Below are 20,993 nucleotides of genomic sequence, written 5' to 3' on the forward strand. Positions count from 1 at the left end.
TCAGGAGCGCATCCGTGACCACCAGCAATCGCATTCTTCTTGGCGTGAACATCGACCACGTCGCCACCCTGCGTCAGGCCCGTGGCACGCGCTATCCGGATCCGGTCAAGGCAGCGCTGGACGCGGAAGAGGCGGGCGCCGACGGCATCACCGTGCACCTGCGCGAAGATCGCCGGCACATTCAGGAGCGTGACGTGCTGCTGCTCAAGGACGTGCTGCAAACCCGCATGAACTTCGAAATGGGCGTTACCGAAGAAATGATGGCGTTCGCTGAGCGTATTCGTCCGGCGCACATCTGTCTTGTGCCGGAAACCCGTCAGGAGCTGACCACCGAAGGCGGTCTGGATGTGGCGGGGCAGGAAGAGCGGATCAGGGCGGCGGTCGAGCGTTTGTCGAAGATCGGCAGCGAAGTGTCGCTGTTCATCGACGCCGACGAGCGGCAGATCGCTGCGTCGAAGCGCGTCGGCGCACCGGCCATCGAGCTGCACACCGGGCGTTACGCCGATGCCGAAACGCCGACCGAAGTGGCTGAAGAGCTCAAGCGTGTGGCGGACGGCGTGGCCTTCGGTCTGGCTCAGGGCCTGATCGTCAATGCCGGCCATGGCCTGCACTATCACAACGTCGAGGCGGTTGCCGCAATCAAGGGCATCAACGAGCTGAACATCGGTCACGCGCTGGTGGCGCACGCGTTGTTCGTAGGCTTCAAGTCTGCTGTCTCTGAAATGAAAGCGCTGATCCTGGCCGCCGCCAAGCACTAAGCCTCGACAAAGAAGCTGTGGGAGCGAGCCTGCTCGCGAAAGCGGTGTATCAGTCAACGATGATGTCGGCTGACACGACGCCTTCGCGAGCAGGCTCGCTCCCACATTTGTTTTGGGGTGTTTGTTACAACGGGGCGGGCTCTTGAGCCGGTTTCGATTTGTCGATCCCCGGCACATGCAGGTTGCCCTCGGCCACCTGATCGCCTTCAAGCTGCGGCTGGGTCACCCAGGTGAGGATGTCGTAGTAGCGACGGATGTTCGCCACGAAATGCACCGGTTCGCCGCCTCGGGCGTAGCCGTAGCGGGTCTTGCTGTACCACTGCTTCTGCGACAGGCGCGGCAGGATCTTTTTCACATCCAGCCACTTGTCCGGGTTCAACCCTTCCTTGGCCGCCAGTTTGCGTGCGTCATCCAGATGACCGCTGCCGACGTTGTAGGCCGCAAGAGCAAACCAGGTGCGATCCGGTTCCTGGATCGATTCGTCGAGCTGATCCTTCATGTAGGCCAGGTACTTGGCGCCACCCATGATGCTCTGCTTCGGATCGAGGCGGTTGGACACGCCCATGGCCTGGGCGGTGTTCTGGGTCAGCATCATCAGCCCGCGCACGCCGGTCTTCGACGTGACCGCCGGTTGCCACAGCGATTCCTGATAACCGATCGCCGCCAGCAGGCGCCAGTCGACTTTCTCTTTCTTGGCGTAGGCCTTGAAGTGTTGTTCGTACTTGGGCAGCCGCTGCTGCAAGTGCTGGGCGAAGGTGGTGGCGCCCATGTAGCCAAGAACGTCGACGTGGCCGTAGTAGCGGTCCTTCAGGCGTTGCAGGGTGCCGTTCTTCTGCACCTTGTCCAGGTAACTGTTGATCTCGTTGAGCAGGCTGTTGTCTTCGCCGGCGGCCACGGCCCAGCTCTGGCTGCGCGCGTCGCCGAGGTCGAAGGCCACGCGGATATTGGTGAAGTACACCTGGTTCATCGCCACTTCGTTGGAATCGACCAGGGTCAGGTCGATCTGACCTTCATCGACCATACGCAGCAGGTCGACCACTTCAACGGCGTCGGACTCTTCGTATTGAATGCCAGGATATTTCTGTTTCAGCTCCGCCAGTTGTTCGGCGTGGGTGCTGCCCTTGAGCACCATGATCTTCTTGCCCACCAGATCGCCGGCGTCGGTGGGGCGTGACTGGCCGTTGCGATAGATGATCTGCGGGGTGACTTCGAGGTAGGAGCGGGAGAAGCGCACCTGCTTCTTGCGCTGTTCGCTGCTGACCAGGCCGGCGGCCGCCAGTACCGGACCGTTCGGCTTGCCGACCTGATTGAACAGGTCGTCGAGGTTGTCGGCGGTTTCGATCTTCAGCTCGACCCCCAAATCGTCGGCAAAGCGCTTCACCAGCTCGTATTCGAAGCCGGTTTCACCGCTGCGATCCTGAAAGTAGGTGGCGGGGCTGTTTCGGGTGACCACCCGCAGCACGCCATCCTCCTTTACGCGCTCGAGTGTGTTGGGTTTATCAACACAGCCACTGAGCATCAGGAAGAGTCCGGTAGCGATCAGCCATTTGGCGTATCGCGGACGCAAAGCCGTTGGGGAAAACATGTGCGCAGTATACGCAAAGGACAACGGGCGCCATATCTCGACAGTCGAGGGGTTGTCTGCTAGGCATCACAAAACCGCGCGAAACCCCGCAGAAACGGGCCCGAAAGGCATTTTGTGACAGAAAAAATAACCCGCCTTGCAACACCCCATAAATTTGACCCTCAAGGCAGGAACACCACTCGACATCCGGGTGCAACCGTGCGTAGCGTTTCGGGTGATGTTGAGGGCGGTTTAGGCTAGAATGCACGGCCTCAAAGCACACCCCTTCCCGAGGCTGTCCCGAAGATGTTGATCCTGCGCGGCGCTCCTGCCCTTTCTGCCTTTCGCCACAGCAAACTCCTTGAGCAACTGAGCCAGAAGGTTCCAGCTGTCAGTGGCCTGTATGCTGAATTCGCTCACTTCGCCGAAGTCACCGGCGTCCTGACCGGCGACGAACAGCAGGTGCTTGCGCGCCTTCTGAAGTACGGTCCAAGCGTTCCGGTTCAAGAGCCGACCGGTCGTCTGTTCCTGGTGTTGCCACGTTTCGGCACCATCTCGCCATGGTCGAGCAAGGCCAGCGACATCGCCCGCAACTGCGGCCTGAGCAAGATCCAGCGCCTGGAGCGCGGCATCGCGTTCTACGTGGCCGGTCAGTTCAGCGAAACCGAAGCGCAGCAGATTGCAGCCGTATTGCATGACCGCATGACTCAGATCGTTCTGGCCAACCTCGAGCAGGCCGCCGGTCTGTTCAGCCACGCCGAACCGAAGCCGCTGACCGCCATCGACATCCTCGGCGGCGGTCGCGCCGCGCTGGAAAAAGCCAACGTCGAACTGGGCCTGGCCCTGGCCGAAGACGAGATCGATTACCTGGTCAACGCCTTCAACGGTCTCAAGCGCAACCCGCACGACATCGAACTGATGATGTTCGCCCAGGCCAACTCCGAGCACTGCCGCCACAAGATCTTCAACGCCAGTTGGGATATTGACGGCGAGAGCCAGGAAAAAAGCCTGTTCGGCATGATCAAGAACACCTATCAGATGCACAGCGAAGGCGTGCTGTCCGCTTACAAGGACAACGCCTCGGTGATCGTCGGCAACGTCGCCGGCCGCTTCTTCCCGGATCCGGAAACCCGCCAGTACGGCGCGGTGCAGGAGCCGGTGCACATCCTGATGAAGGTCGAAACCCACAACCACCCGACTGCGATCGCTCCGTTCCCGGGTGCATCCACCGGTTCCGGTGGCGAGATCCGCGACGAAGGTGCAACCGGTCGTGGCGCCAAGCCGAAAGCCGGCCTGACCGGTTTCACCGTGTCGAACCTGCAGATCCCGGGCTTCGAACAGCCGTGGGAAGTGCCGTACGGCAAGCCCGAGCGCATCGTCAACGCGCTGGACATCATGATCGAGGGCCCGTTGGGCGGCGCCGCGTTCAACAACGAATTCGGTCGTCCGGCCCTGACCGGTTACTTCCGTACCTTCGAACAATCGATCACCACCCCGCACGGTGATGAAGTTCGCGGTTACCACAAGCCGATCATGCTCGCTGGCGGCATGGGCAACATCCGTGAAGAACACGTCAAGAAAGGCGAGATCGTTGTCGGCTCCAAGCTGATCGTGCTCGGCGGCCCGGCGATGCTGATCGGCCTGGGCGGCGGCGCTGCTTCCTCCATGGCCACCGGCACCAGCTCGGCGGATCTGGACTTCGCTTCCGTTCAGCGTGAAAACCCTGAAATGGAACGTCGCTGCCAGGAAGTCATCGACCGTTGCTGGCAGCTGGGCGACAAGAACCCGATCAGCTTCATCCACGACGTGGGTGCGGGCGGTCTGTCCAACGCCTTCCCGGAACTGGTCAACGACGGCGACCGCGGTGGCCGTTTCGAACTGCGCAACATTCCAAACGACGAGCCGGGCATGGCCCCGCACGAAATCTGGTCCAACGAATCCCAGGAACGTTACGTTCTGGCGGTCGGCCCGGCCGATTTCGAGCGCTTCAAGGCGATCTGCGAACGTGAGCGTTGCCCGTTTGCCGTTGTCGGTGAAGCCACCGCCGAGCCGCAACTGACCGTGACCGACAGCCACTTCGGCAACAACCCGGTGGACATGCCACTGGAAGTGTTGCTGGGCAAGGCACCGCGCATGCACCGTTCGGTGGTTCGCGAAGCCGAGCTGGGCGATGACTTCGATCCGTCGAACCTCGACATCGGCGAAAGCATCGAGCGCGTTCTGCATCACCCGGCCGTGGCGAGCAAAAGCTTCCTGATCACCATCGGCGACCGCACCATCACCGGCCTCGTGGCCCGTGACCAGATGGTCGGCCCTTGGCAGGTTCCAGTGGCCGACGTGGCCGTCACCGCCACCAGCTTCGACGTCTACACCGGTGAAGCGATGGCGATGGGCGAGCGCACTCCGCTGGCACTGCTGGATGCTCCGGCGTCGGGCCGCATGGCCATCGGCGAAACCCTGACCAACATTGCCGCTTCGCGCATCAACAAGCTCTCCGACATCAAACTGTCGGCGAACTGGATGTCCGCTGCCGGCCACCCGGGCGAAGACGCGCGTCTGTACGACACCGTGAAAGCGGTCGGCATGGAACTGTGCCCTGAGCTGGGCCTGACCATTCCGGTTGGCAAGGACTCGATGTCCATGGCCACCCGCTGGAACGACAACGGCGAAGACAAGACCGTCACCTCGCCGATGTCCCTGATCGTGACCGGTTTCGCGCCAGTGGCTGACATCCGTCAGACCCTGACTCCGGAACTGCGCATGGACAAGGGCACCACCGACCTGATCCTGATCGACCTCGGTCGCGGCCAGAACCGCATGGGCGCCTCGATCCTCGCGCAGGTTCACGGCAAGCTCGGCAAGCAGGCTCCGGACGTCGACGACGCCGAAGACCTGAAAGCGTTCTTCGCCGTGATCCAGGGCCTCAACGCCGACGGTCACCTGCTGGCGTACCACGACCGTTCCGACGGCGGTCTGCTGACCTCCGTGGTGGAAATGGCCTTTGCCGGTCACTGCGGTCTGAGCCTGAACCTGGACAGCGTTGCCGAAAGCGCCGCTGAAATCGCCGCCATCCTGTTCAACGAAGAACTGGGTGCCGTGATCCAGGTTCGCCAGGACGCCACCCCGGACATCCTCGCCCAATTCAGCGCGGCTGGTCTGGGCGACTGCGTCTCCGTGATCGGTCAGCCGATCAACAATGGCCAGATCAACATCACCTTCAACGGTGACACCGTGTTCGAAGGCCAGCGTCGTCTGCTGCAACGTCAGTGGGCCGAGACCAGCTACCAGATCCAGCGTCTGCGCGACAACGCCGACTGCGCCGAGCAAGAGTTCGATGCGCTGCTGGAAGAAGATAACCCGGGCCTGAGCGTCAAGCTGAGCTACGACGTCAACCAGGACATCGCCGCGCCTTACATCAAGAAAGGCATCCGCCCACAGGTTGCGGTACTGCGTGAGCAGGGCGTCAACGGTCAGGTGGAAATGGCGGCTGCGTTCGACCGCGCCGGTTTCAACGCGATCGACGTGCACATGAGCGACATTCTGGCCGGCCGCGTCGACCTGAACGAGTTCAAGGGTCTGGTGGCCTGCGGTGGTTTCTCCTACGGCGACGTTCTCGGCGCCGGTGAAGGCTGGGCCAAGTCCGCACTGTTCAACAGCCGTGCCCGCGATGCGTTCCAGGGCTTCTTCGAACGTAACGACAGCTTCACCCTCGGCGTGTGCAACGGTTGCCAGATGATGTCCAACCTGCACGAGTTGATCCCGGGCAGCGAGTTCTGGCCGCACTTCGTGCGCAACCGCTCCGAGCAGTTCGAAGCGCGCGTGGCGATGGTTCAGATTCAGGAGTCGAACTCGATCTTCCTGCAGGGCATGGCCGGTTCACGCATGCCGATCGCCATCGCTCACGGTGAAGGCCATGCCGAATTCGAAAGCGAAGAGGCACTGCTCGAAGCCGATCTGTCGGGTTGCGTGGCGATGCGTTTCGTCGACAACCACGGCAAGGTCACCGAAGCCTACCCGGCCAACCCGAACGGTTCGCCGCGCGGGATCACCGGCCTCACCAGCCGCGACGGTCGCGTGACGATCATGATGCCGCACCCGGAGCGTGTGTTCCGTGCCGTGCAGAACTCGTGGCGTTCGGAAGACTGGAACGAAGACGCACCTTGGATGCGTATGTTCCGTAATGCTCGTGTGTGGGTGAACTAAGCGTCGTGTACAAGCTCGGGTTTTTTGTTCCTGACAGTCATGTCGAGGTGGTCAAGGACGCTGTGTTCGCTGCCGGTGGTGGGCGGATCGGTGACTATGACCACTGTGCTTGGCAGGTGCTTGGCTCTGGTCAGTTTCGGCCTCTGGACGGGAGTCAGCCGTTCATTGGTCAGGCTGGGCAGGTCGAGCGGGTCGAGGAGTGGAAGGTTGAGCTTGTCGTTTGCGATGAGTTGATTCGCTCGGTAGTGGCGGCTCTTAAGTTGAGCCATCCCTACGAGACACCGGCTTATGAAGTGTGGCGGCTGGAGGATTTTTGATCTTCCTTGGCTGCTGATACGGAAAACCCGCTGGGAGTGATTTCAGCGGGTTTTTTGGTTTTTTGGTTTTGGGATTGAGTGAATATCCGTTGCTTCGGGTGTTGCCACTGGCGGTTTCGCCCTTACGGCGAGTCACTTTTTTCAAACGCCAAAAAAGTAACCAAAAACGCTGGGCCCCGGCGTTCGGCCCCTCGCTTTGGCTCGGTGTTCCTTCGTTCCGGGATTCATCCGGGGGCATCGCCTACGGTTTGCTTCGCTGCACCTCCTCTCGATGCATGCGGCTTCGCCGCACGGTCGCTGCGCTCCCACCCCCGGATAAATCCCTCCACTCAGCCTTCCGATGGGGCCGGCACGTCAAAAGCCTTACTCGAGCTAACGCTCATCGTGTTGAGTGGTGGGAGCGAAAGCAAAAGCGGAAGTTGAAGCAGGAGCAGGAGCAGGAGCAGAAGAAGGGGAGGAAGCAAAGGAAGCAAAGGAAGCAAAGGAAATAGAGGAAATAGAGGAAATAGAGGAAATAGAGGAAATAGAGGAAGCACGATTCGAGTTGCATGCATTTTATAACCCGAGTTCACCTCGGTATGTCACGTCGGCGTACCTCTCCCAAACAACGCGGTCAGTCCCCTCTCCCTCAGGGAGAGGGTTAGGGTGAGGGGGGATTCTGAGTCCGCACAAAGATGCGTCAAATCACCCCCCACCCATCGCTTCAGAGGTCGCCCTAAACCTTGGCACTCACCTCACTCCGATTGACCAACCCCTCCAGCGCCGCACTCAAGCTCTGCGCCCGCTCACCTACCAGCAAGTGCCATACGCCATCCTCCAGCGCGCTCACACCCAGACATCCAAGTTCTTTCAATCGGCTTTCCGACAGCGCTTTGCCATCGGCCAGTTGCAGGCGGATGCGGCTCATGGCGATGCAGTCGAGTTGCAGCACGTTGTCGCTGCCGCCCAGGGCGCTCAGCCATTGCTGGGCTTGCGGTGCGGCTATAGCAACGGGCTCGCTGGTTTCGACGACTGTGACAGGAGCAGCCACTACGACTCGGCCCAATGCGGGCATCGCCAGGCGGATTTCGTCGGCAATGCTGTCGGCCATCGGCCCAACGACCACCTGCAGGCTGCCGCCCTTGCCCGGACGTACCACGGCCATTGCACCCAGTGCTTTCAAATCGGCATCGGAGGCTTTGTTGCGATCGACCATTTCCAGTCGCAGCCGCGTGGTGCACGCGCCGACGGTAACCAAATTCTCGGCACCTCCCAAGGCTTTGATATACGCAGCGGCGCGCTCGTTTTCTGTCAGCACGGATTTCTCGGCAGCGGCCACGTCTTCACGTCCCGGGGTTTTCAGATTGAAACGGCGGATACAGAAGTCGAACACCGCGTAATAGATGACGGCATAGACCAGTCCCACCGGCACCACCAGCCAGCCGTTGGTGGAGCGTCCCCAGCCCAGCACCATGTCGATGAAACCACCGGAGAAGGTGAAGCCCAGATGAATATTCAGCGCATTGGTGATCGCCATCGACAATCCGGTCAGCAACGCATGCACCAGATACAGCAGCGGCGCCAGAAACATGAAGGCAAATTCGATGGGCTCGGTCACCCCGGTCAAGAATGAGGTCAGGGCCATCGACAGGAAGATCCCGCCCATGACCTTACGGCGTTCCGGCAGGGCGTTGCGGTACATCGCCAGACACGCGGCCGGCAGACCGAATATCATCATCGGGAACATGCCGGTCATGAACTGGCCGCCCTTGGGATCGCCGGCGAAGTAACGCGACAGATCTCCAGTCACCAGAGCGCCGGTGGTCGGGTCGGTGAAGTTGCCGAACACGAACCACGCCATGTTGTTGAGGATATGGTGCAGGCCGGTGACGATCAGCAGGCGGTTGAAAACGCCAAACACGAAGGCGCCAAGGCTGCCGCTTTCCATCATCAAGGCGCCGAAGCTGTTGATGCCGTGCTGGATCGGCGGCCAGATGTAGCCGAACACCACGCCCAGACCGACCGCCGCGAACCCGGTGACGATCGGCACAAAACGCCGGCCACCGAAAAAGGCGAGGTACTCCGGCAGCTTGATGTCCTTGAAGCGGTTGTACAGCGCGCCGGCCATCAGGCCGCTGACGATCCCGGCGAGCATGCCCATGTTGATGCTGGCGTCGAGCACCTTGAGGGTGGAGATCATCACCAGATAACCGATCACCCCGGCGAGGCCGGCGGTGCCGTTGTTGTCCCGGGCGAAACCGACCGCGATGCCGATGGCGAAGATCATCGCCAGGTTGGCGAAGATCACCTGGCCGGCGTCGTGGATGATCGCGATGTTCAGCAGGTCAGTGTCGCCCAGGCGCAGCAGCAGGCCGGCGATCGGCAGGATCGCGATCGGCAGCATCAGCGCGCGGCCGAGGCGTTGCAGGCCTTCGATGAAGAGTTGGTACATGGCGTTTGTCCTTGTTGTTTTTGTTAGCGCAGAGGCCAATGTTGATGACAGGCATGACGCACCGCGGCGGCGCTGCTCAGCTTGAGCAAGTCCCGGGCGAGGCGTTGGCATTCGGCTTCGTGTAGCTGGCGCACGCGGTCCTTGATTTCGCCGATCTGGACCGGGCTCACCGACAGTTCGGTCACGCCCAGGCCGATCAACACCGGCGTCGCCAGTGGATCCGAGGCGAGGGCGCCGCACACGCCGACCCAGCGTTTATGCACCGCCGCGCCTTCGCAGGTCATGGCGATCAGGCGTAGCAGCGCCGGGTGCAAGGCATCGACCCGCGCGGCAAGGCCGGCGTGGTCGCGATCCATGGCCAGGGTGTATTGCGACAGGTCGTTGGTGCCGATGGACAGGAAGTCGGCGTGTTCGGCCAGTTGCTCGGCCTGCAACGCGGCGGCCGGGACTTCGATCATCACGCCGATTTCCGGACGTTGATTGATGCCCAGTTCCAGGCACAACGCATTGACCTGTTGACGGATATGCAGCAGTTCGTCGACCTCGGTGACCATCGGCAGCAGGATCCGGCAACGCTGCAACGGGCTGACTTGCAGCAGCGCACGCAGTTGCTGATCGAGGATTTCCGGGCGGGCCTGGGCCAGGCGAATGCCACGCAGGCCGAGCACCGGGTTGGCCTCTACTGGCAGCGGCAGGTAATCGAGTTGTTTGTCGCCACCGACGTCGATGGTGCGGATGATCACCGACTTGTCGCCCATGGCATCAATCACGGCTTGATAGGCAGCGCGTTGCTCTTCGACGTCCGGCGCAGTCTGGCGGTCGACGAACAGAAATTCGGTGCGCAACAGGCCGACGCCATCGGCGCCATTGGCAAACGCATCCGCCGCTTCATGGCTGGAGGCTACGTTGGCGACCACTTCGATGCATACGCCGTTGCGGGTTTCGGCCGGCAGATGGGCCTGGGCCTGCTGGGCGTCGCGCCGTTGTTGACGGTCGATTTGCGCCTGCTGCACTTCGGCCAGACGCTCGGCATTCGGCGTCAGTTCGAGACGACCGCCGTCGGCGTCGAGGACCACCGACAGGTCTTGCGCTTGATCGAGCAGCGCCGAGCCCAGTGCGACCACGCACGGCAGGCCTTTGCCCCGAGCCAGAATGGCCACGTGGGAAGTCGCGCCACCTTCGGCCATGCACAAACCGGCGACGCCTTGCGCGCTCAGTTGCAGCAGGTCCGACGGCGTCAGTTCGTGGGCGGCGACGATGGCGCCGACCGGCACGTCGTAGTGCCAGGTTTCGCCGAGCAGGGCGCGCAGCACTCGTTGCCTGAGGTCGCGCAGATCGTTGGCGCGCTCGGCCAGCAGTGGGCTGCCGGTGTTTTGCAGCACTTCGCATTGCGCATCGATGGACTGGCTCCAGGCGTGGGTCGCCGCCGTGCCGGTTTCAATCGATTGCTGGGCGGCGTCGAGCAAGGCCGGGTCTTCCAGCAAGGCCAGGTGCGCGGCGAAGATCGCTTCCTCGTCGGCATTGCGCTGTTTTTTCGCCTGGACGAGGGTGCCGTCGATTTCGCTGCGAACCTGATTAAGCGCGGTGTCGAGAATCTGTAGTTGATGCTCGGGCTGATGATTGCCGGTGTCGGCCGGCAGGCTGATCGCGTTCAGACGAAACAGCGGCCCGCCGACCAGACCCGGTGCGGCGCAAACGCCGTGCAGCACGCCAGCCTCGGCCGAGCGATTGCGTGGAGCGGCGGCAACCGGTGCGGCGGCATGATGGTCTTCGGGCAGTGCGGTGGCCAGCGCAGTGAGCAAGGCTTGCAGCGCAGCCTGTGCGTCCGGGCCCTGGCAACTGACCTGCACTTCGTCCTGCTCGCCAATCGCCAGGCCCATCAAGCCGATGAGGCTGTTGCACGATGCCGACTTGCCGGCGAAATGCAGCTGGGACTGGCTCTTGAACCCTTGCGCGGTCTGGCGGATCAACGCCGCCGGGCGCGCATGCAGACCGCCGCGATGGGCAACCTGCACGTGACCGAGAACTTCCGGGCCGCCGAGTTCTTCTGCATTCGCCGCTGTGCTGTGACGAGCGATGATGTGCAGCAGCGGCTCGCCGACCTTCACCGTTTTCAGGGTGATGGGGCGCGCCTGAAAATCCTGGCTGTTGGTCAGGATCAGCAGGCTGACCAGGCTTTTGCACTGGCGGCCGACCTTGTCCAGGTCATAGCGCAGCAGCGGCTGGCCATTGCTGACCCGCGCGCCTTCCTTGACCAGCATCGAGAAGCCTTCGCCCTGCAACTCCACCGTGTCCAGACCGAGGTGCAGCAACAGCTCGGCGCCGTTGTCGGCGCGCACGGTCAGCGCATGGCCGGTGCGGGCAACGTGGATCACCACCCCGGCGCAGGGCGAATACAGGGTGTCGTTCAGCGGATCGATGGCAATGCCGTCGCCCATCGCGCCGCTGGCGAACACCGCGTCCGGAACGTTGGCGAGCGTGAGCACCGGGCCGCTGAGCGGGGCGCTTAAAGTCAGCTCTTTATTGTTGTTGTGCATGGCTCGGTCTCATCAGGAAAACGTTCGGTTCGGACTCAGTGCGTACGGGTGACTTTGCTCAGGTGTCGCGGCTGATCCGGGTCCATGCCACGGGCCACGGCCAGACCGGCCGCCATCACGTAGAAACTCTGGATCGCCAGGATCGGATCGAGGGCCGGGTGCTCGGCACGGCTGAGGGTCAGGTCGCGTTCGCTCACGTCATCCGGGGCGGCCAGCAGCACGCGGGCGCCGCGCTGACGCATCTCGGCTGCCAGGCTCAGCAGACCGGCCTGTTCGGCGCCGCGCGGGGCGAACACCAGCAACGGGTAGTGTTCGTCGATCAGGGCCATCGGGCCGTGGCGGACTTCGGCGCTGCTGAAGGCTTCGGCCTGGATCGCCGAGGTTTCCTTGAATTTCAGCGCGGCTTCCTGGGCGATGGCGAAACCGGCGCCCCGGCCAATCACCATCAACCGCTCGCAATCGCGCAGGGCGTCGATGGCCGGGCTCCAGTCCTGTTGCGCGGCTTCGCGCAGGCCTTCGGGCAGGGCGTTGTGCGCCTCCAGCAATTCGGCGTCTTCTTTCCAGTGCGCGATCAGACGGGCGCTGGCGCTGAGGGTGGCGATGAAACTCTTGGTCGCGGCGACACTGCTTTCGGTGCCGGCCAGCAATGGCAGGCTGAATTCGCACGCAGCCTCCAGCGGCGAATCGGCGGCGTTGACCATCGACACACTGAGCGCGCCACGCTTGCGCAACAGGCGCAGGCTGTTGACCAGATCCGGGCTCTGGCCCGACTGGGAAAACGCGAACGCAACCTGACCGCTGACCTTCAAGGGCGCCTGTTGCATGGTCACCACCGACATCGGCAACGACGCCACCGGAACCCCCAGTTGCTGCATGGTCAGGTAGGCGAAGTAGCTCGCCGCATGGTCGGAGCTGCCACGGGCAACGGTCATCGCCACTTGCGGCGGTTGACGACGCAGGCGCCCGGCGATCTCGATCATTGGCGAGTCGAGCTGTTGCAGTTGGGCTTGCACGGCCTCGAATGAGGACAGCGCCTCCTCAAGCATTTTTGAAGTCAATGTCTTCTCCTTCGACCATGACGGCGGTCAGTGTGAGTGAGCGATCCAGCCGCACGCAGTCGGCCCAGGCGCCAGGTGCAAGGCGCCCGCGTTCGGTGATGCCGAGGTAGTCGGCGGGGAATTGCGAAAGACGTTGCGAGGCCTCGGCGATCGGCAGACCGATCTTCACCAGATTGCGCAGGGCCTGATCCATGGTCAGGGTGCTGCCCGCCAGGGTGCCATCGGGCAGGCGCACGCCGCCCAGGCATTTGGTGACGGTGTGGCTGCCGAGCTTGTATTCGCCGTCGGGCATGCCGGCGGCGGCTGTTGAGTCGGTCACGCAGTACAGGCACGGAATCGAACGCAGGGCCACGCGGATCGCGCCGGGGTGCACGTGCAGCAAGTCCGGAATCAGTTCGGCGAATTTGGCGTGGGCCAGCGCCGCACCGACGATACCCGGCTCGCGGTGATGCAGCGGGCTCATGGCGTTGTACAAGTGGGTGAAACTGGTGGCGCCGGCTTCGAGGGCGGCGACGCCTTCCTCGTAACTGCCGAGGGTATGACCGATCTGCATGCGGATGCCACGGCTGCTGAGTTCACGAATCAAACCGTCATGGCCGGCGATTTCCGGGGCGATGGTGATCACCCGAATCGGCGCCAGTGCCAGATAGTCTTCGACCTCGGCCATCAACGCGGTGTGGGCAAAGTTCGGTTGTGCGCCGAGTTTGCCGGGATTGATGTAGGGGCCTTCGAGGTGAACGCCGAGAACCCGGGCGGCACCTTTCGGGCGCTGTTCACAGAACTCGCCGACTTCCTTGAGCACGCTGGAAATCTCGGCACTCGGCGCGGTCATCGTGGTGGCCAGCAGCGAGGTGGTGCCGAAGCGCACGTGGGTCTTGGTGATGGTCTCGAAGGCGCTGGCGCCCTCCATGATGTCCTTGCCGCCACCGCCGTGGACGTGCAGGTCGATGAAACCCGGCAGCAGATACGGCAAGTCATTGGTCGCCGGATCGCAAGGCTCGCCTTCGATCGACACGACTCTGCCGTGTTCGTGGATCAGCCGGCCGCGAATCCAGCCGTCAGCGGTGAGGATGTTGTCTTCAGACATTTCGCTTCTCTCGTTTGGCCTGGCTGCTGATCAGCGGCGAAGCTCTGCAACAAAGTCGTAGTAGTCGTTGCGGCAATAGGTGTCGGTGACTTCGATCGGCGTGTTGTCTTCCAGGTAGCCGACCCGGGTCATCAGCAGCATCGCGGTGCCGGGGGCGATGCCGACCAGTGCGGCGAACTCGTCCGAGGCATTGATGGCCTGGATGTGCTGCAAGGCGCGCACGATCGGCTTGCCGATGCTGTCGAGGTGTTCGTAGAGGGAATCGCCCACCACCTGTGGCTTGGGCATGATCGAGGCGGGCAGGGTGCTCATCTCGATGGCCATCACGGTGTCGTCGGCCTTGCGCAGGCGTTTCATGCGCGCGACCTTGTCGTTTGGCGACAGGCCGAGGCGGATCAATTCTTCGTGGGTCGGCAGGGTGATTTCCCGCTCCAGCCATTGCGAGCTGGGCACGAAGCCCTTGAGGCGCAGCATCTCGCTGAAACCCGACAGACGCGACAGCGGTTGTTCAAGGCGTGGGGTGATGAAGGTGCCGGAACCTTGCAGGCGGCGGATCAAACCTTGATCGAGCAGGACTTCCAGCGCCTTGCGCGCGGTGACCCGGGAAATCCCCAGCATTTCGCTGAGACTGCGCTCCGACGGCATCGCCTGTTCGGCTTTCCACTGGCCGGCATGGATCGCCGCTTCCAGATTGCGCGCCAGTTGCAGGTACAGCGGCGTCGGCTGGGAGTCGTCGGGACGTAGGGCGTGGAGGTCGTTCATGTAAGGCTTTTCCGGCGCTGATATAGGATTGTTGTCGCTCGGTTGTCGGGCGAAAACTAATACCACTTGCATACCATGTCAACGCGTCGGAAATGCCTGTAGGTCTATGGTTTCGAGGGTTTCAAGGTGGGTGGTTTCAAGTGGTATTAGAGGTGGACTGTAAAACGCAAAAGATCGCAGTCTGCGGCCGTTCTGGCGGGTGAAAGTGGTATCACCGTTCAGGCCTGGCCGCAGGCTGCGATCTTTTGAATTTATTTTTTACGGGCGACCAATGGTCAGGAGAAAGGGCCGCTTCGCGGCCCGGAGGGAACAGGTGCCCTGGTTACGGAATCAGGGGCGGATTTCGATCATCGTGCCATCCGGCACCAGGTTCCAGACTTCGCGCATGTCGACGTTGCGCATGGCAATGCAGCCGTCGGTCCAGTCCAGGGTGTGGAACAGTTGTTCGGGATTGTCCTCGGAGTCCGGCGTGCCGTGGATCATGATCATTCCGCCAGGCTCGACGCCTTCGCGGCGGGCGCGGGCGGAGTCGCTGATGTTCGGGTAGGAGATGTGCATCGACAGGTTGAATTTGTCGCTGGTCTTGCGCCAGTCGATCCAATAGAAACCTTCCGGTGTGCGCTTGTCGCCCTCAATCAGCTTCGGGCCTTTTTTCGCGCCCTTGCCCAGGGAAATGCGATAGCTCTTGAGTGGCTTGCCGTCGGCGATCAACTGCAGTTGATGAGCCGATTTGAGCACCAGTACTTTTTCGATGAGCGGGGTGTTCGATGGCGTCACAGTGGTCACGAATGACGCTTGGGAGACGGTGACGAACGACAGGCAGAACAGGGCAAGCAACCAGCGCATTGAAACGATTCCCCAGAAATGAAGCAGATACTTTATTTATAGATAGTGTGCAGGCGCTGTCGCGGGCTGCGTAAGCCGGTTATCGGCCGGCCATCGTCGAAATCAAGTGATGGCTGGTTGAGTGAGCGGCGGGATCGATTCGGAACGAACCGGATAGACCTCGACGCGCCGGTCAGCGAAGAAACATTCCAGGGTACGGCCCACCGTGCGGAAAGCCAGTTCGTCCCAGGGAATGTCGGCTTCGTCGAACAGTTGTACTTCCAGGCTTTCGGGGCCGGCGGCGAAGTCCAGATCTGCCAGCTCGGCGCGGAAAAACACATGCACCTGGCTGATGTGCGGCACGTCGATCAGGGTGTAGATGCTCAGGTTGCGTACCCGGGCGCAGGCTTCTTCGGCGGTTTCGCGGATGGCGGCCTGTTCGATGGTCTCGCCGTTCTCCATGAACCCGGCGGGCAGCGTCCAGTAACCGAGGCGTGGCTCGATGGCGCGGCGACACAGCAGGACTTTGCTGCCCCAGGTCGGCACGCAACCGGCCACGATATTGGGGTTCTGGTAGTGAATCGTCTGACAGCTGTCGCAGACGAATCGCAGCCGCGAGTCGCCTTCGGGAATGCGCTGGGTCACCGGGTTGCCGCACTGGCTGCAAAATTTCATGCTGGGGTTCCTGAATGCTGCGCCTATCTTGGCGTGCAGCGGTATCAGTCGGCAAGTTGTCGTTTCGCGACATGACCCCCGTTCGGGGGTTGGGCGGTCGCAATGATTGGTGCATGATGCAGGGTAAGGCACCGATCGAGAACACTTATGCTGGACGAGCTACTGCACCGGGTAAGCAATCACACGCCGCGCACGCTGGAGACCGACACGCGTTTCCCCGAGGCCGCTGTCCTGGTGCCGATTACTCGCAGTGACGAACCCGAACTTGTCCTCACCCTGCGGGCCAGCGGGCTTTCGACCCACGGCGGCGAAGTCGCCTTCCCGGGCGGGCGTCGGGATCCGGAAGACCCGGACCTGGTGTTTACCGCTCTGCGTGAAGCCGAAGAGGAAATCGGCCTGCCGCCGGGACTGGTCGAAGTGATCGGTCCGCTCAGCCCGCTGATTTCCCTGCATGGCATCAAGGTCACTCCGTATGTCGGGGTGATTCCCGATTTTGTCGAATACCAGGCCAATGATGCCGAGATCGCTGCGGTGTTCAGTGTGCCGCTGGAGTTCTTCCGCAAGGATCCGCGCGAACACACCCACCGCATCGACTATCAGGGTCGCAGTTGGTACGTGCCGAGCTATCGTTACGGCGAATACAAGATCTGGGGACTGACGGCAATCATGATCGTCGAGTTGATCAACCTGCTCTATGACGCCAGAATCAGCCTGCATCAACCGCCCAAAAGCTTCATCAATACCTGAAGCCATCGTTCGAATGGCCAGCCACCATGAGCCCTGAGGAAAACAAGATGAAATACCGCCTGGGCGACGCCCGTGTCGACACCCATCCGCAGAGCTGGGTCGCCCCCAACGCCGTGCTGGTGGGCAAGGTCAGACTGGAAGAGGGCGCCAACGTCTGGTTCAACGCCGTGTTGCGGGGCGACAACGAACTGATCCTGATCGGCAAGAACAGCAATGTGCAGGATGGCACCGTGATGCACACCGACATGGGCTATCCGCTGACCATCGGCACCGGCGTGACCATCGGCCACAACGCCATGCTCCACGGCTGCACGGTCGGCGACTACAGCCTGATTGGCATCAACGCGGTCATCCTCAACGGCGCGAAGATCGGCAAGAACTGCATCATCGGCGCCAATTCGCTGATCGGCGAAGGCAAGGAAATTCCTGACGGCTCGCTGGTGATGGGCTCGCCGGGCAAGGTGGTGCGCGAACTGACCGAGCCGCAGAAGAAGATGCTCGAAGCCAGTGCCGCGCACTATGTGCATAACTCCCAGCGCTATGCGCGCGATCTGGTCGAGCAGGAAGAATGACAACCCCGGAAAGACCTGTCGCCTCGCCGTGCGTGAGCATTTGCGCGCTGGACGAGGACGACATTTGCACCGGTTGTCAGCGCACGGTCGAGGAGATCACTCGCTGGAGCCGTATGACCAATGATGAACGCCGGGTTGTACTCGGGCTCTGCCATGAGCGGGCGAAGGCCAGTGGCCTGGTCTGGATGATCGGCAAAACGCCAGGGCAATAACCGATTTGATTGGCGCCATCGAAGGGCTGAAGTAACCTGTGCGCCAAATTGACAGGTCACGCCCATGATTTTCCTCATCGCTTACATCAGCAGCGTCGTGCTGATCAACTTCGCCTTTTCCACTGCGCCGCACCTGGACATCATCTGGTCGGCCTGGGGCGGGCTGGTGTTCGTGCTGCGCGACATGGTGCAGACCCGTTTCGGTCATGGCGCGATCGTGGCGATGCTGGCAGCGCTGGTGCTGTCCTATGTCACGTCCGATCCGTCGATTGCGCTGGCCAGCGCCACGGCATTCGCGGTCTCCGAGTGCATCGACTGGCTGGTGTTCACCATTACCAAGCGCCCGTTGCGCGACCGCTTGTGGATCAGTTCGGCGCTGAGCATTCCGCTTGATACCTTCATCTTCTTTGGCATGATCGACCTGCTGACACCGCCGGTGCTCATCACCGCGCTGGCCTCGAAGTTCGCCGGTGTTACCGCCGTCTGGCTGATCATGGCCTGGCGCGAACGCAAACAGGCTGTCGCCGGCTGAAGCCAAACCCTCAGGTTCATGTAAAATGCCGCGCTTTCTCCCCATGGAAAGCGCGTCTGGCGTTGCTTTCCTCGATGATCCGCTTCTTTGAGGACCTGAGATGACCCGTATCGGAACTCCATTGTCGCCGACCGCGACCCGCGTATTGCTGTGTGGCTGTGGTGAGTTGGGCAAGGAAGTGGTAATCGAGCTGCAACGCCTGGGCGTTGAAGTGATCGCCGTTGACCGTTACGCCAATGCGCCGGCCATGCAGGTTGCCCATCGCAGCCACGTGATCAACATGCTCGACGGCGCCGCCCTGCGTGCCGTGATCGAAGCTGAGAAGCCGCACTTCATCGTGCCGGAAATCGAAGCCATCGCCACCGCCACTCTGGTCGAACTGGAAGCCGAAGGCTTCACCGTGATCCCGACCGCTCGCGCCGCGCAACTGACCATGAACCGCGAAGGCATCCGTCGTCTGGCTGCCGAAGAGCTGGACCTGCCGACTTCGCCGTACCACTTCGCCGACACCTTCGAGGATTACAGCAAGGCCGTTCAGGACCTCGGCTTTCCGTGCGTCGTAAAACCGGTGATGAGTTCGTCGGGCAAGGGCCAGAGCCTGCTGCGCAGCGCCGATGACGTGCAGAAAGCCTGGGATTACGCGCAAGAGGGTGGTCGCGCCGGCAAAGGTCGGGTGATCATCGAAGGCTTCATCGATTTCGACTACGAAATCACTCTGCTGACCGTGCGTCACGTCGGCGGCACGACGTTCTGTGCTCCGGTCGGCCACCGTCAGGAGAAGGGCGACTATCAGGAATCCTGGCAGCCACAGGCCATGAGCCCGGTGGCGCTGGCTGAATCCGAGCGCGTTGCCAAAGCCGTGACCGAAGCGTTGGGCGGCCGTGGCCTGTTCGGCGTCGAGCTTTTCATCAAGGGCGATCAGGTGTGGTTCAGCGAAGTGTCGCCGCGCCCGCACGACACTGGTCTGGTAACCCTGATTTCTCAGGACCTGTCGCAGTTCGCCCTGCACGCCCGGGCGATCCTCGGCCTGCCGGTGCCGCTGATCCGTCAGTTCGGCCCATCGGCTTCAGCGGTGATTCTGGTGGAAGGCCAGTCGACCCAGACTGCATTCGCCAACCTCGGTGCTGCACTGAGCGAGCCGGATACCGCGCTGCGTCTGTTTGGCAAGCCTGAAGTCAACGGTCAGCGCCGCATGGGTGTTGCACTGGCCCGCGACGAGTCGATTGAAGCTGCTCGTGCCAAAGCGACCCGTGCTTCCCAGGCTGTTGTTGTAGAGCTGTAATCACGCCATCTGATCGCTCCCGCCCGCGCGGGAGCGATCTTTGCGCTTACACCACCTGATTCAGGTCGTTATTGCGCGTCTCCTTCAGGCACAGCACAGCGATCAGGCTGAGCACCGCGGCCGCCGACACATACCCGCCGACGTAACTCAAACCGCCCATCGCCACCAGTTTCTGCGCGAAGAACGGTGCCGCCGAGGCCCCGACAATCCCGCCGAGGTTGTAGGCCGCCGATGCGCCGGTATACCGCACGTGCGTCGGGAACAGTTCCGGCAGCAGAGCGCCCATCGGGGCGAATGTCACGCCCATCAGGAACAGCTCGATGCACAGGAACAGGGCCACGCCCCAGGTCGATCCCTGAGTCAGCAACGGCTCCATCAGAAATCCGGAAAGAATCGCCAGCACACCGCCGACGATCAGCACCGGTTTGCGTCCGTAACGATCACTGGCCCATGCCGACAGCGGCGTCGCGGCCGCCATGAACAGCACCGCGAAGCACAGCAGTCCGAGGAAAGTCTCGCGGCTGTAACCCAATGTGGATACGCCATAGCTCAGGGAAAACACGGTCGAGATGTAGAACAGCGCGTAACACACCACCATGGCGGCGGCGCCCAGCAACGTCGGTGCCCAGTATTGGCTGAACAGCTCGACCAGCGGCACTTTCACTCGTTCCTGACGGGCGATGGCATTGGCGAACACCGGGGTTTCGTGAAGCTTGAGGCGCACGTACAGCCCGACCATCACCAGCACGGCGCTGAGCAGGAACGGAATCCGCCAGCCCCAGCTGCGGAATTGATCGTCGCTCAGGCTCATGGCCAACGTCAGGAACAGACCGTTGGCAGCCAGAAAACCAATCGACGGGCCGAGTTGCGGGAACATGCCGAACCACGCCCGTTTGCCTTTCGGGGCGTTTTCGGTCGCCAGCAGCGCCGCGCCACCCCATTCGCCCCCCAATCCCAGGCCCTGGCCGAAGCGCAGCACGCAGAGCAGGATCGGTGCCCAGGCGCCGATACTGTCATAACCCGGCAGCACGCCGATCAGCGTGGTGCAGACACCCATCAGCAGCAGTGAGGCCACCAGCGTGGATTTACGGCCGATGCGGTCGCCGAAGTGGCCGAACAGCGCCGAGCCCAGCGGTCGTGCAAGGAAGGCGATGCCGAAGGTCAGGAAGGCGGAGAGCATCTGCGCCGTGCCGGAGGTCTGCGGGAAGAACACCGGCCCGATCACCAGCGCGGCAGCGGTGGCGTAGACGTAGAAATCGTAGAACTCGATGGCCGTGCCGATGAAACTCGCGGTGGCCACGCGGGTGGCGGAGTTGGTCGGTTGGGCGGGCGTGGTGTCGCTGTAAGCGGTACTGGTCGTCATGCGGTGATCCCTGACAGTCATGAGCTCCGTTGGAGCGAATTATTATGGTCGAACACCCAGGGATGTGG

General features: G+C 62.1%; 17 protein-coding genes. 8 read left to right on the forward strand and 9 right to left on the reverse strand.

What is annotated here, in order from left to right; translation table 11 throughout:
• Positions 1-14 precede the first annotated feature (14 nt).
• Positions 15-758: a pyridoxine 5'-phosphate synthase gene (gene pdxJ / locus CAF76_RS15655; RefSeq protein WP_064382428.1), complete on the forward strand. Its 744-nt coding sequence runs from the start codon at positions 15-17 to the stop codon at positions 756-758.
• 124 nt (positions 759-882) lie between these two features.
• Here the strand turns inward: pdxJ and mltF are convergent, their stop codons facing one another.
• A complete protein-coding gene (gene mltF / locus CAF76_RS15660; protein WP_011332593.1) occupies positions 883-2,343 on the reverse strand; it encodes a membrane-bound lytic murein transglycosylase MltF in 1,461 nt (486 codons plus the stop codon).
• Between the two features lie 285 nt (positions 2,344-2,628).
• Between mltF and purL the strand changes: the two genes are divergently transcribed.
• Both purL and CAF76_RS15670 read left to right on the forward strand, forming a co-directional pair.
• A complete protein-coding gene (gene purL / locus CAF76_RS15665; protein WP_085647754.1) occupies positions 2,629-6,525 on the forward strand; it encodes a phosphoribosylformylglycinamidine synthase in 3,897 nt (1,298 codons plus the stop codon).
• Between the two features lie 5 nt (positions 6,526-6,530).
• Complete coding sequence (locus CAF76_RS15670) at positions 6,531-6,842, forward strand: YqfO family protein (protein WP_064593592.1); 312 nt, start codon at positions 6,531-6,533, stop codon at positions 6,840-6,842.
• A 715-nt stretch (positions 6,843-7,557) separates the two neighbouring features.
• On the opposite strand, the gene nagE is transcribed toward CAF76_RS15670, so the two are convergent.
• From nagE to CAF76_RS15710, 7 genes are all read right to left on the reverse strand, one after another.
• Positions 7,558-9,273 carry an N-acetylglucosamine-specific PTS transporter subunit IIBC gene (gene nagE / locus CAF76_RS15680; protein WP_085647756.1) on the reverse strand — a complete coding sequence of 572 codons (1,716 nt, stop codon included), beginning with the start codon at positions 9,271-9,273 and terminating at the stop codon, positions 7,558-7,560.
• 23 nt (positions 9,274-9,296) lie between these two features.
• Positions 9,297-11,810: a phosphoenolpyruvate--protein phosphotransferase gene (ptsP, locus tag CAF76_RS15685; RefSeq protein WP_085647757.1), complete on the reverse strand. Its 2,514-nt coding sequence runs from the start codon at positions 11,808-11,810 to the stop codon at positions 9,297-9,299.
• A 35-nt stretch (positions 11,811-11,845) separates the two neighbouring features.
• Positions 11,846-12,868: an SIS domain-containing protein gene (locus CAF76_RS15690; protein ID WP_143491814.1), complete on the reverse strand. Its 1,023-nt coding sequence runs from the start codon at positions 12,866-12,868 to the stop codon at positions 11,846-11,848.
• Complete coding sequence (nagA, locus tag CAF76_RS15695) at positions 12,849-13,955, reverse strand: N-acetylglucosamine-6-phosphate deacetylase (protein WP_085647759.1); 1,107 nt, start codon at positions 13,953-13,955, stop codon at positions 12,849-12,851. Before nagA ends, CAF76_RS15690 begins: the two co-directional genes overlap by 20 nt.
• A gap of 30 nt (positions 13,956-13,985) precedes the next feature.
• A complete protein-coding gene (locus tag CAF76_RS15700) occupies positions 13,986-14,717 on the reverse strand; it encodes a GntR family transcriptional regulator (protein ID WP_064593607.1) in 732 nt (243 codons plus the stop codon).
• A gap of 330 nt (positions 14,718-15,047) precedes the next feature.
• Entirely contained in the window at positions 15,048-15,563 is a 516-nt protein-coding gene (locus CAF76_RS15705) for a murein L,D-transpeptidase family protein (RefSeq protein WP_007954614.1), read from the reverse strand.
• Positions 15,564-15,665: 102 nt separating this feature from the next.
• Positions 15,666-16,217, reverse strand: coding sequence for an NUDIX hydrolase (locus CAF76_RS15710; RefSeq protein WP_085647760.1), 552 nt, complete (start codon positions 16,215-16,217; stop codon positions 15,666-15,668).
• Positions 16,218-16,364: 147 nt separating this feature from the next.
• Here CAF76_RS15710 and CAF76_RS15715 point away from each other — a divergent pair, with 147 nt between their 5' ends.
• The 5 genes from CAF76_RS15715 to purT all read left to right on the forward strand — a co-directional run bounded on the left by CAF76_RS15715 (position 16,365) and on the right by purT (position 19,562).
• Positions 16,365-16,964, forward strand: coding sequence for a CoA pyrophosphatase (locus CAF76_RS15715; RefSeq protein ID WP_039769535.1), 600 nt, complete (start codon positions 16,365-16,367; stop codon positions 16,962-16,964).
• 47 nt (positions 16,965-17,011) lie between these two features.
• A complete protein-coding gene (locus CAF76_RS15720; RefSeq protein WP_025112181.1) occupies positions 17,012-17,536 on the forward strand; it encodes a gamma carbonic anhydrase family protein in 525 nt (174 codons plus the stop codon).
• Positions 17,533-17,748, forward strand: coding sequence for a DUF1289 domain-containing protein (locus tag CAF76_RS15725; protein WP_007954618.1), 216 nt, complete (start codon positions 17,533-17,535; stop codon positions 17,746-17,748). Before CAF76_RS15720 ends, CAF76_RS15725 begins: the two co-directional genes overlap by 4 nt.
• A 64-nt stretch (positions 17,749-17,812) precedes the next feature.
• A complete protein-coding gene (locus tag CAF76_RS15730) occupies positions 17,813-18,280 on the forward strand; it encodes a preQ0 transporter (protein ID WP_085611431.1) in 468 nt (155 codons plus the stop codon).
• Between the two features lie 100 nt (positions 18,281-18,380).
• Positions 18,381-19,562 carry a formate-dependent phosphoribosylglycinamide formyltransferase gene (gene purT, locus CAF76_RS15735; protein WP_039769540.1) on the forward strand — a complete coding sequence of 394 codons (1,182 nt, stop codon included), beginning with the start codon at positions 18,381-18,383 and terminating at the stop codon, positions 19,560-19,562.
• Positions 19,563-19,608: 46 nt separating this feature from the next.
• Here the strand turns inward: purT and CAF76_RS15740 are convergent, their stop codons facing one another.
• A complete protein-coding gene (locus tag CAF76_RS15740) occupies positions 19,609-20,925 on the reverse strand; it encodes an MFS transporter (protein ID WP_085611432.1) in 1,317 nt (438 codons plus the stop codon).
• Positions 20,926-20,993: the final 68 nt, after the last annotated feature.

Source organism: Pseudomonas sp. B40(2017), from assembly GCF_002112855.1.
In the GTDB taxonomy this organism is placed as follows: domain Bacteria; phylum Pseudomonadota; class Gammaproteobacteria; order Pseudomonadales; family Pseudomonadaceae; genus Aquipseudomonas; species Aquipseudomonas pharyngis.

Coding starts and splice junctions, on each gene's coding strand:
- mltF (WP_011332593.1), bottom strand. CDS start 2,343: ATGTTTTCCCCAACGGCTTTGCGTCCGCGATACGCCAAATGGCTGATC.
- purL (WP_085647754.1), top strand. CDS start 2,629: ATGTTGATCCTGCGCGGCGCTCCTGCCCTTTCTGCCTTTCGCCACAGC.
- nagE (WP_085647756.1), bottom strand. CDS start 9,273: ATGTACCAACTCTTCATCGAAGGCCTGCAACGCCTCGGCCGCGCGCTG.
- ptsP (WP_085647757.1), bottom strand. CDS start 11,810: ATGCACAACAACAATAAAGAGCTGACTTTAAGCGCCCCGCTCAGCGGC.
- nagA (WP_085647759.1), bottom strand. CDS start 13,955: ATGTCTGAAGACAACATCCTCACCGCTGACGGCTGGATTCGCGGCCGG.
- CAF76_RS15700 (WP_064593607.1), bottom strand. CDS start 14,717: ATGAACGACCTCCACGCCCTACGTCCCGACGACTCCCAGCCGACGCCG.
- CAF76_RS15705 (WP_007954614.1), bottom strand. CDS start 15,563: ATGCGCTGGTTGCTTGCCCTGTTCTGCCTGTCGTTCGTCACCGTCTCC.
- CAF76_RS15710 (WP_085647760.1), bottom strand. CDS start 16,217: ATGAAATTTTGCAGCCAGTGCGGCAACCCGGTGACCCAGCGCATTCCC.
- CAF76_RS15715 (WP_039769535.1), top strand. CDS start 16,365: ATGCTGGACGAGCTACTGCACCGGGTAAGCAATCACACGCCGCGCACG.
- CAF76_RS15720 (WP_025112181.1), top strand. CDS start 17,012: ATGAAATACCGCCTGGGCGACGCCCGTGTCGACACCCATCCGCAGAGC.
- CAF76_RS15725 (WP_007954618.1), top strand. CDS start 17,533: ATGACAACCCCGGAAAGACCTGTCGCCTCGCCGTGCGTGAGCATTTGC.
- CAF76_RS15730 (WP_085611431.1), top strand. CDS start 17,813: ATGATTTTCCTCATCGCTTACATCAGCAGCGTCGTGCTGATCAACTTC.
- purT (WP_039769540.1), top strand. CDS start 18,381: ATGACCCGTATCGGAACTCCATTGTCGCCGACCGCGACCCGCGTATTG.
- CAF76_RS15740 (WP_085611432.1), bottom strand. CDS start 20,925: ATGACGACCAGTACCGCTTACAGCGACACCACGCCCGCCCAACCGACC.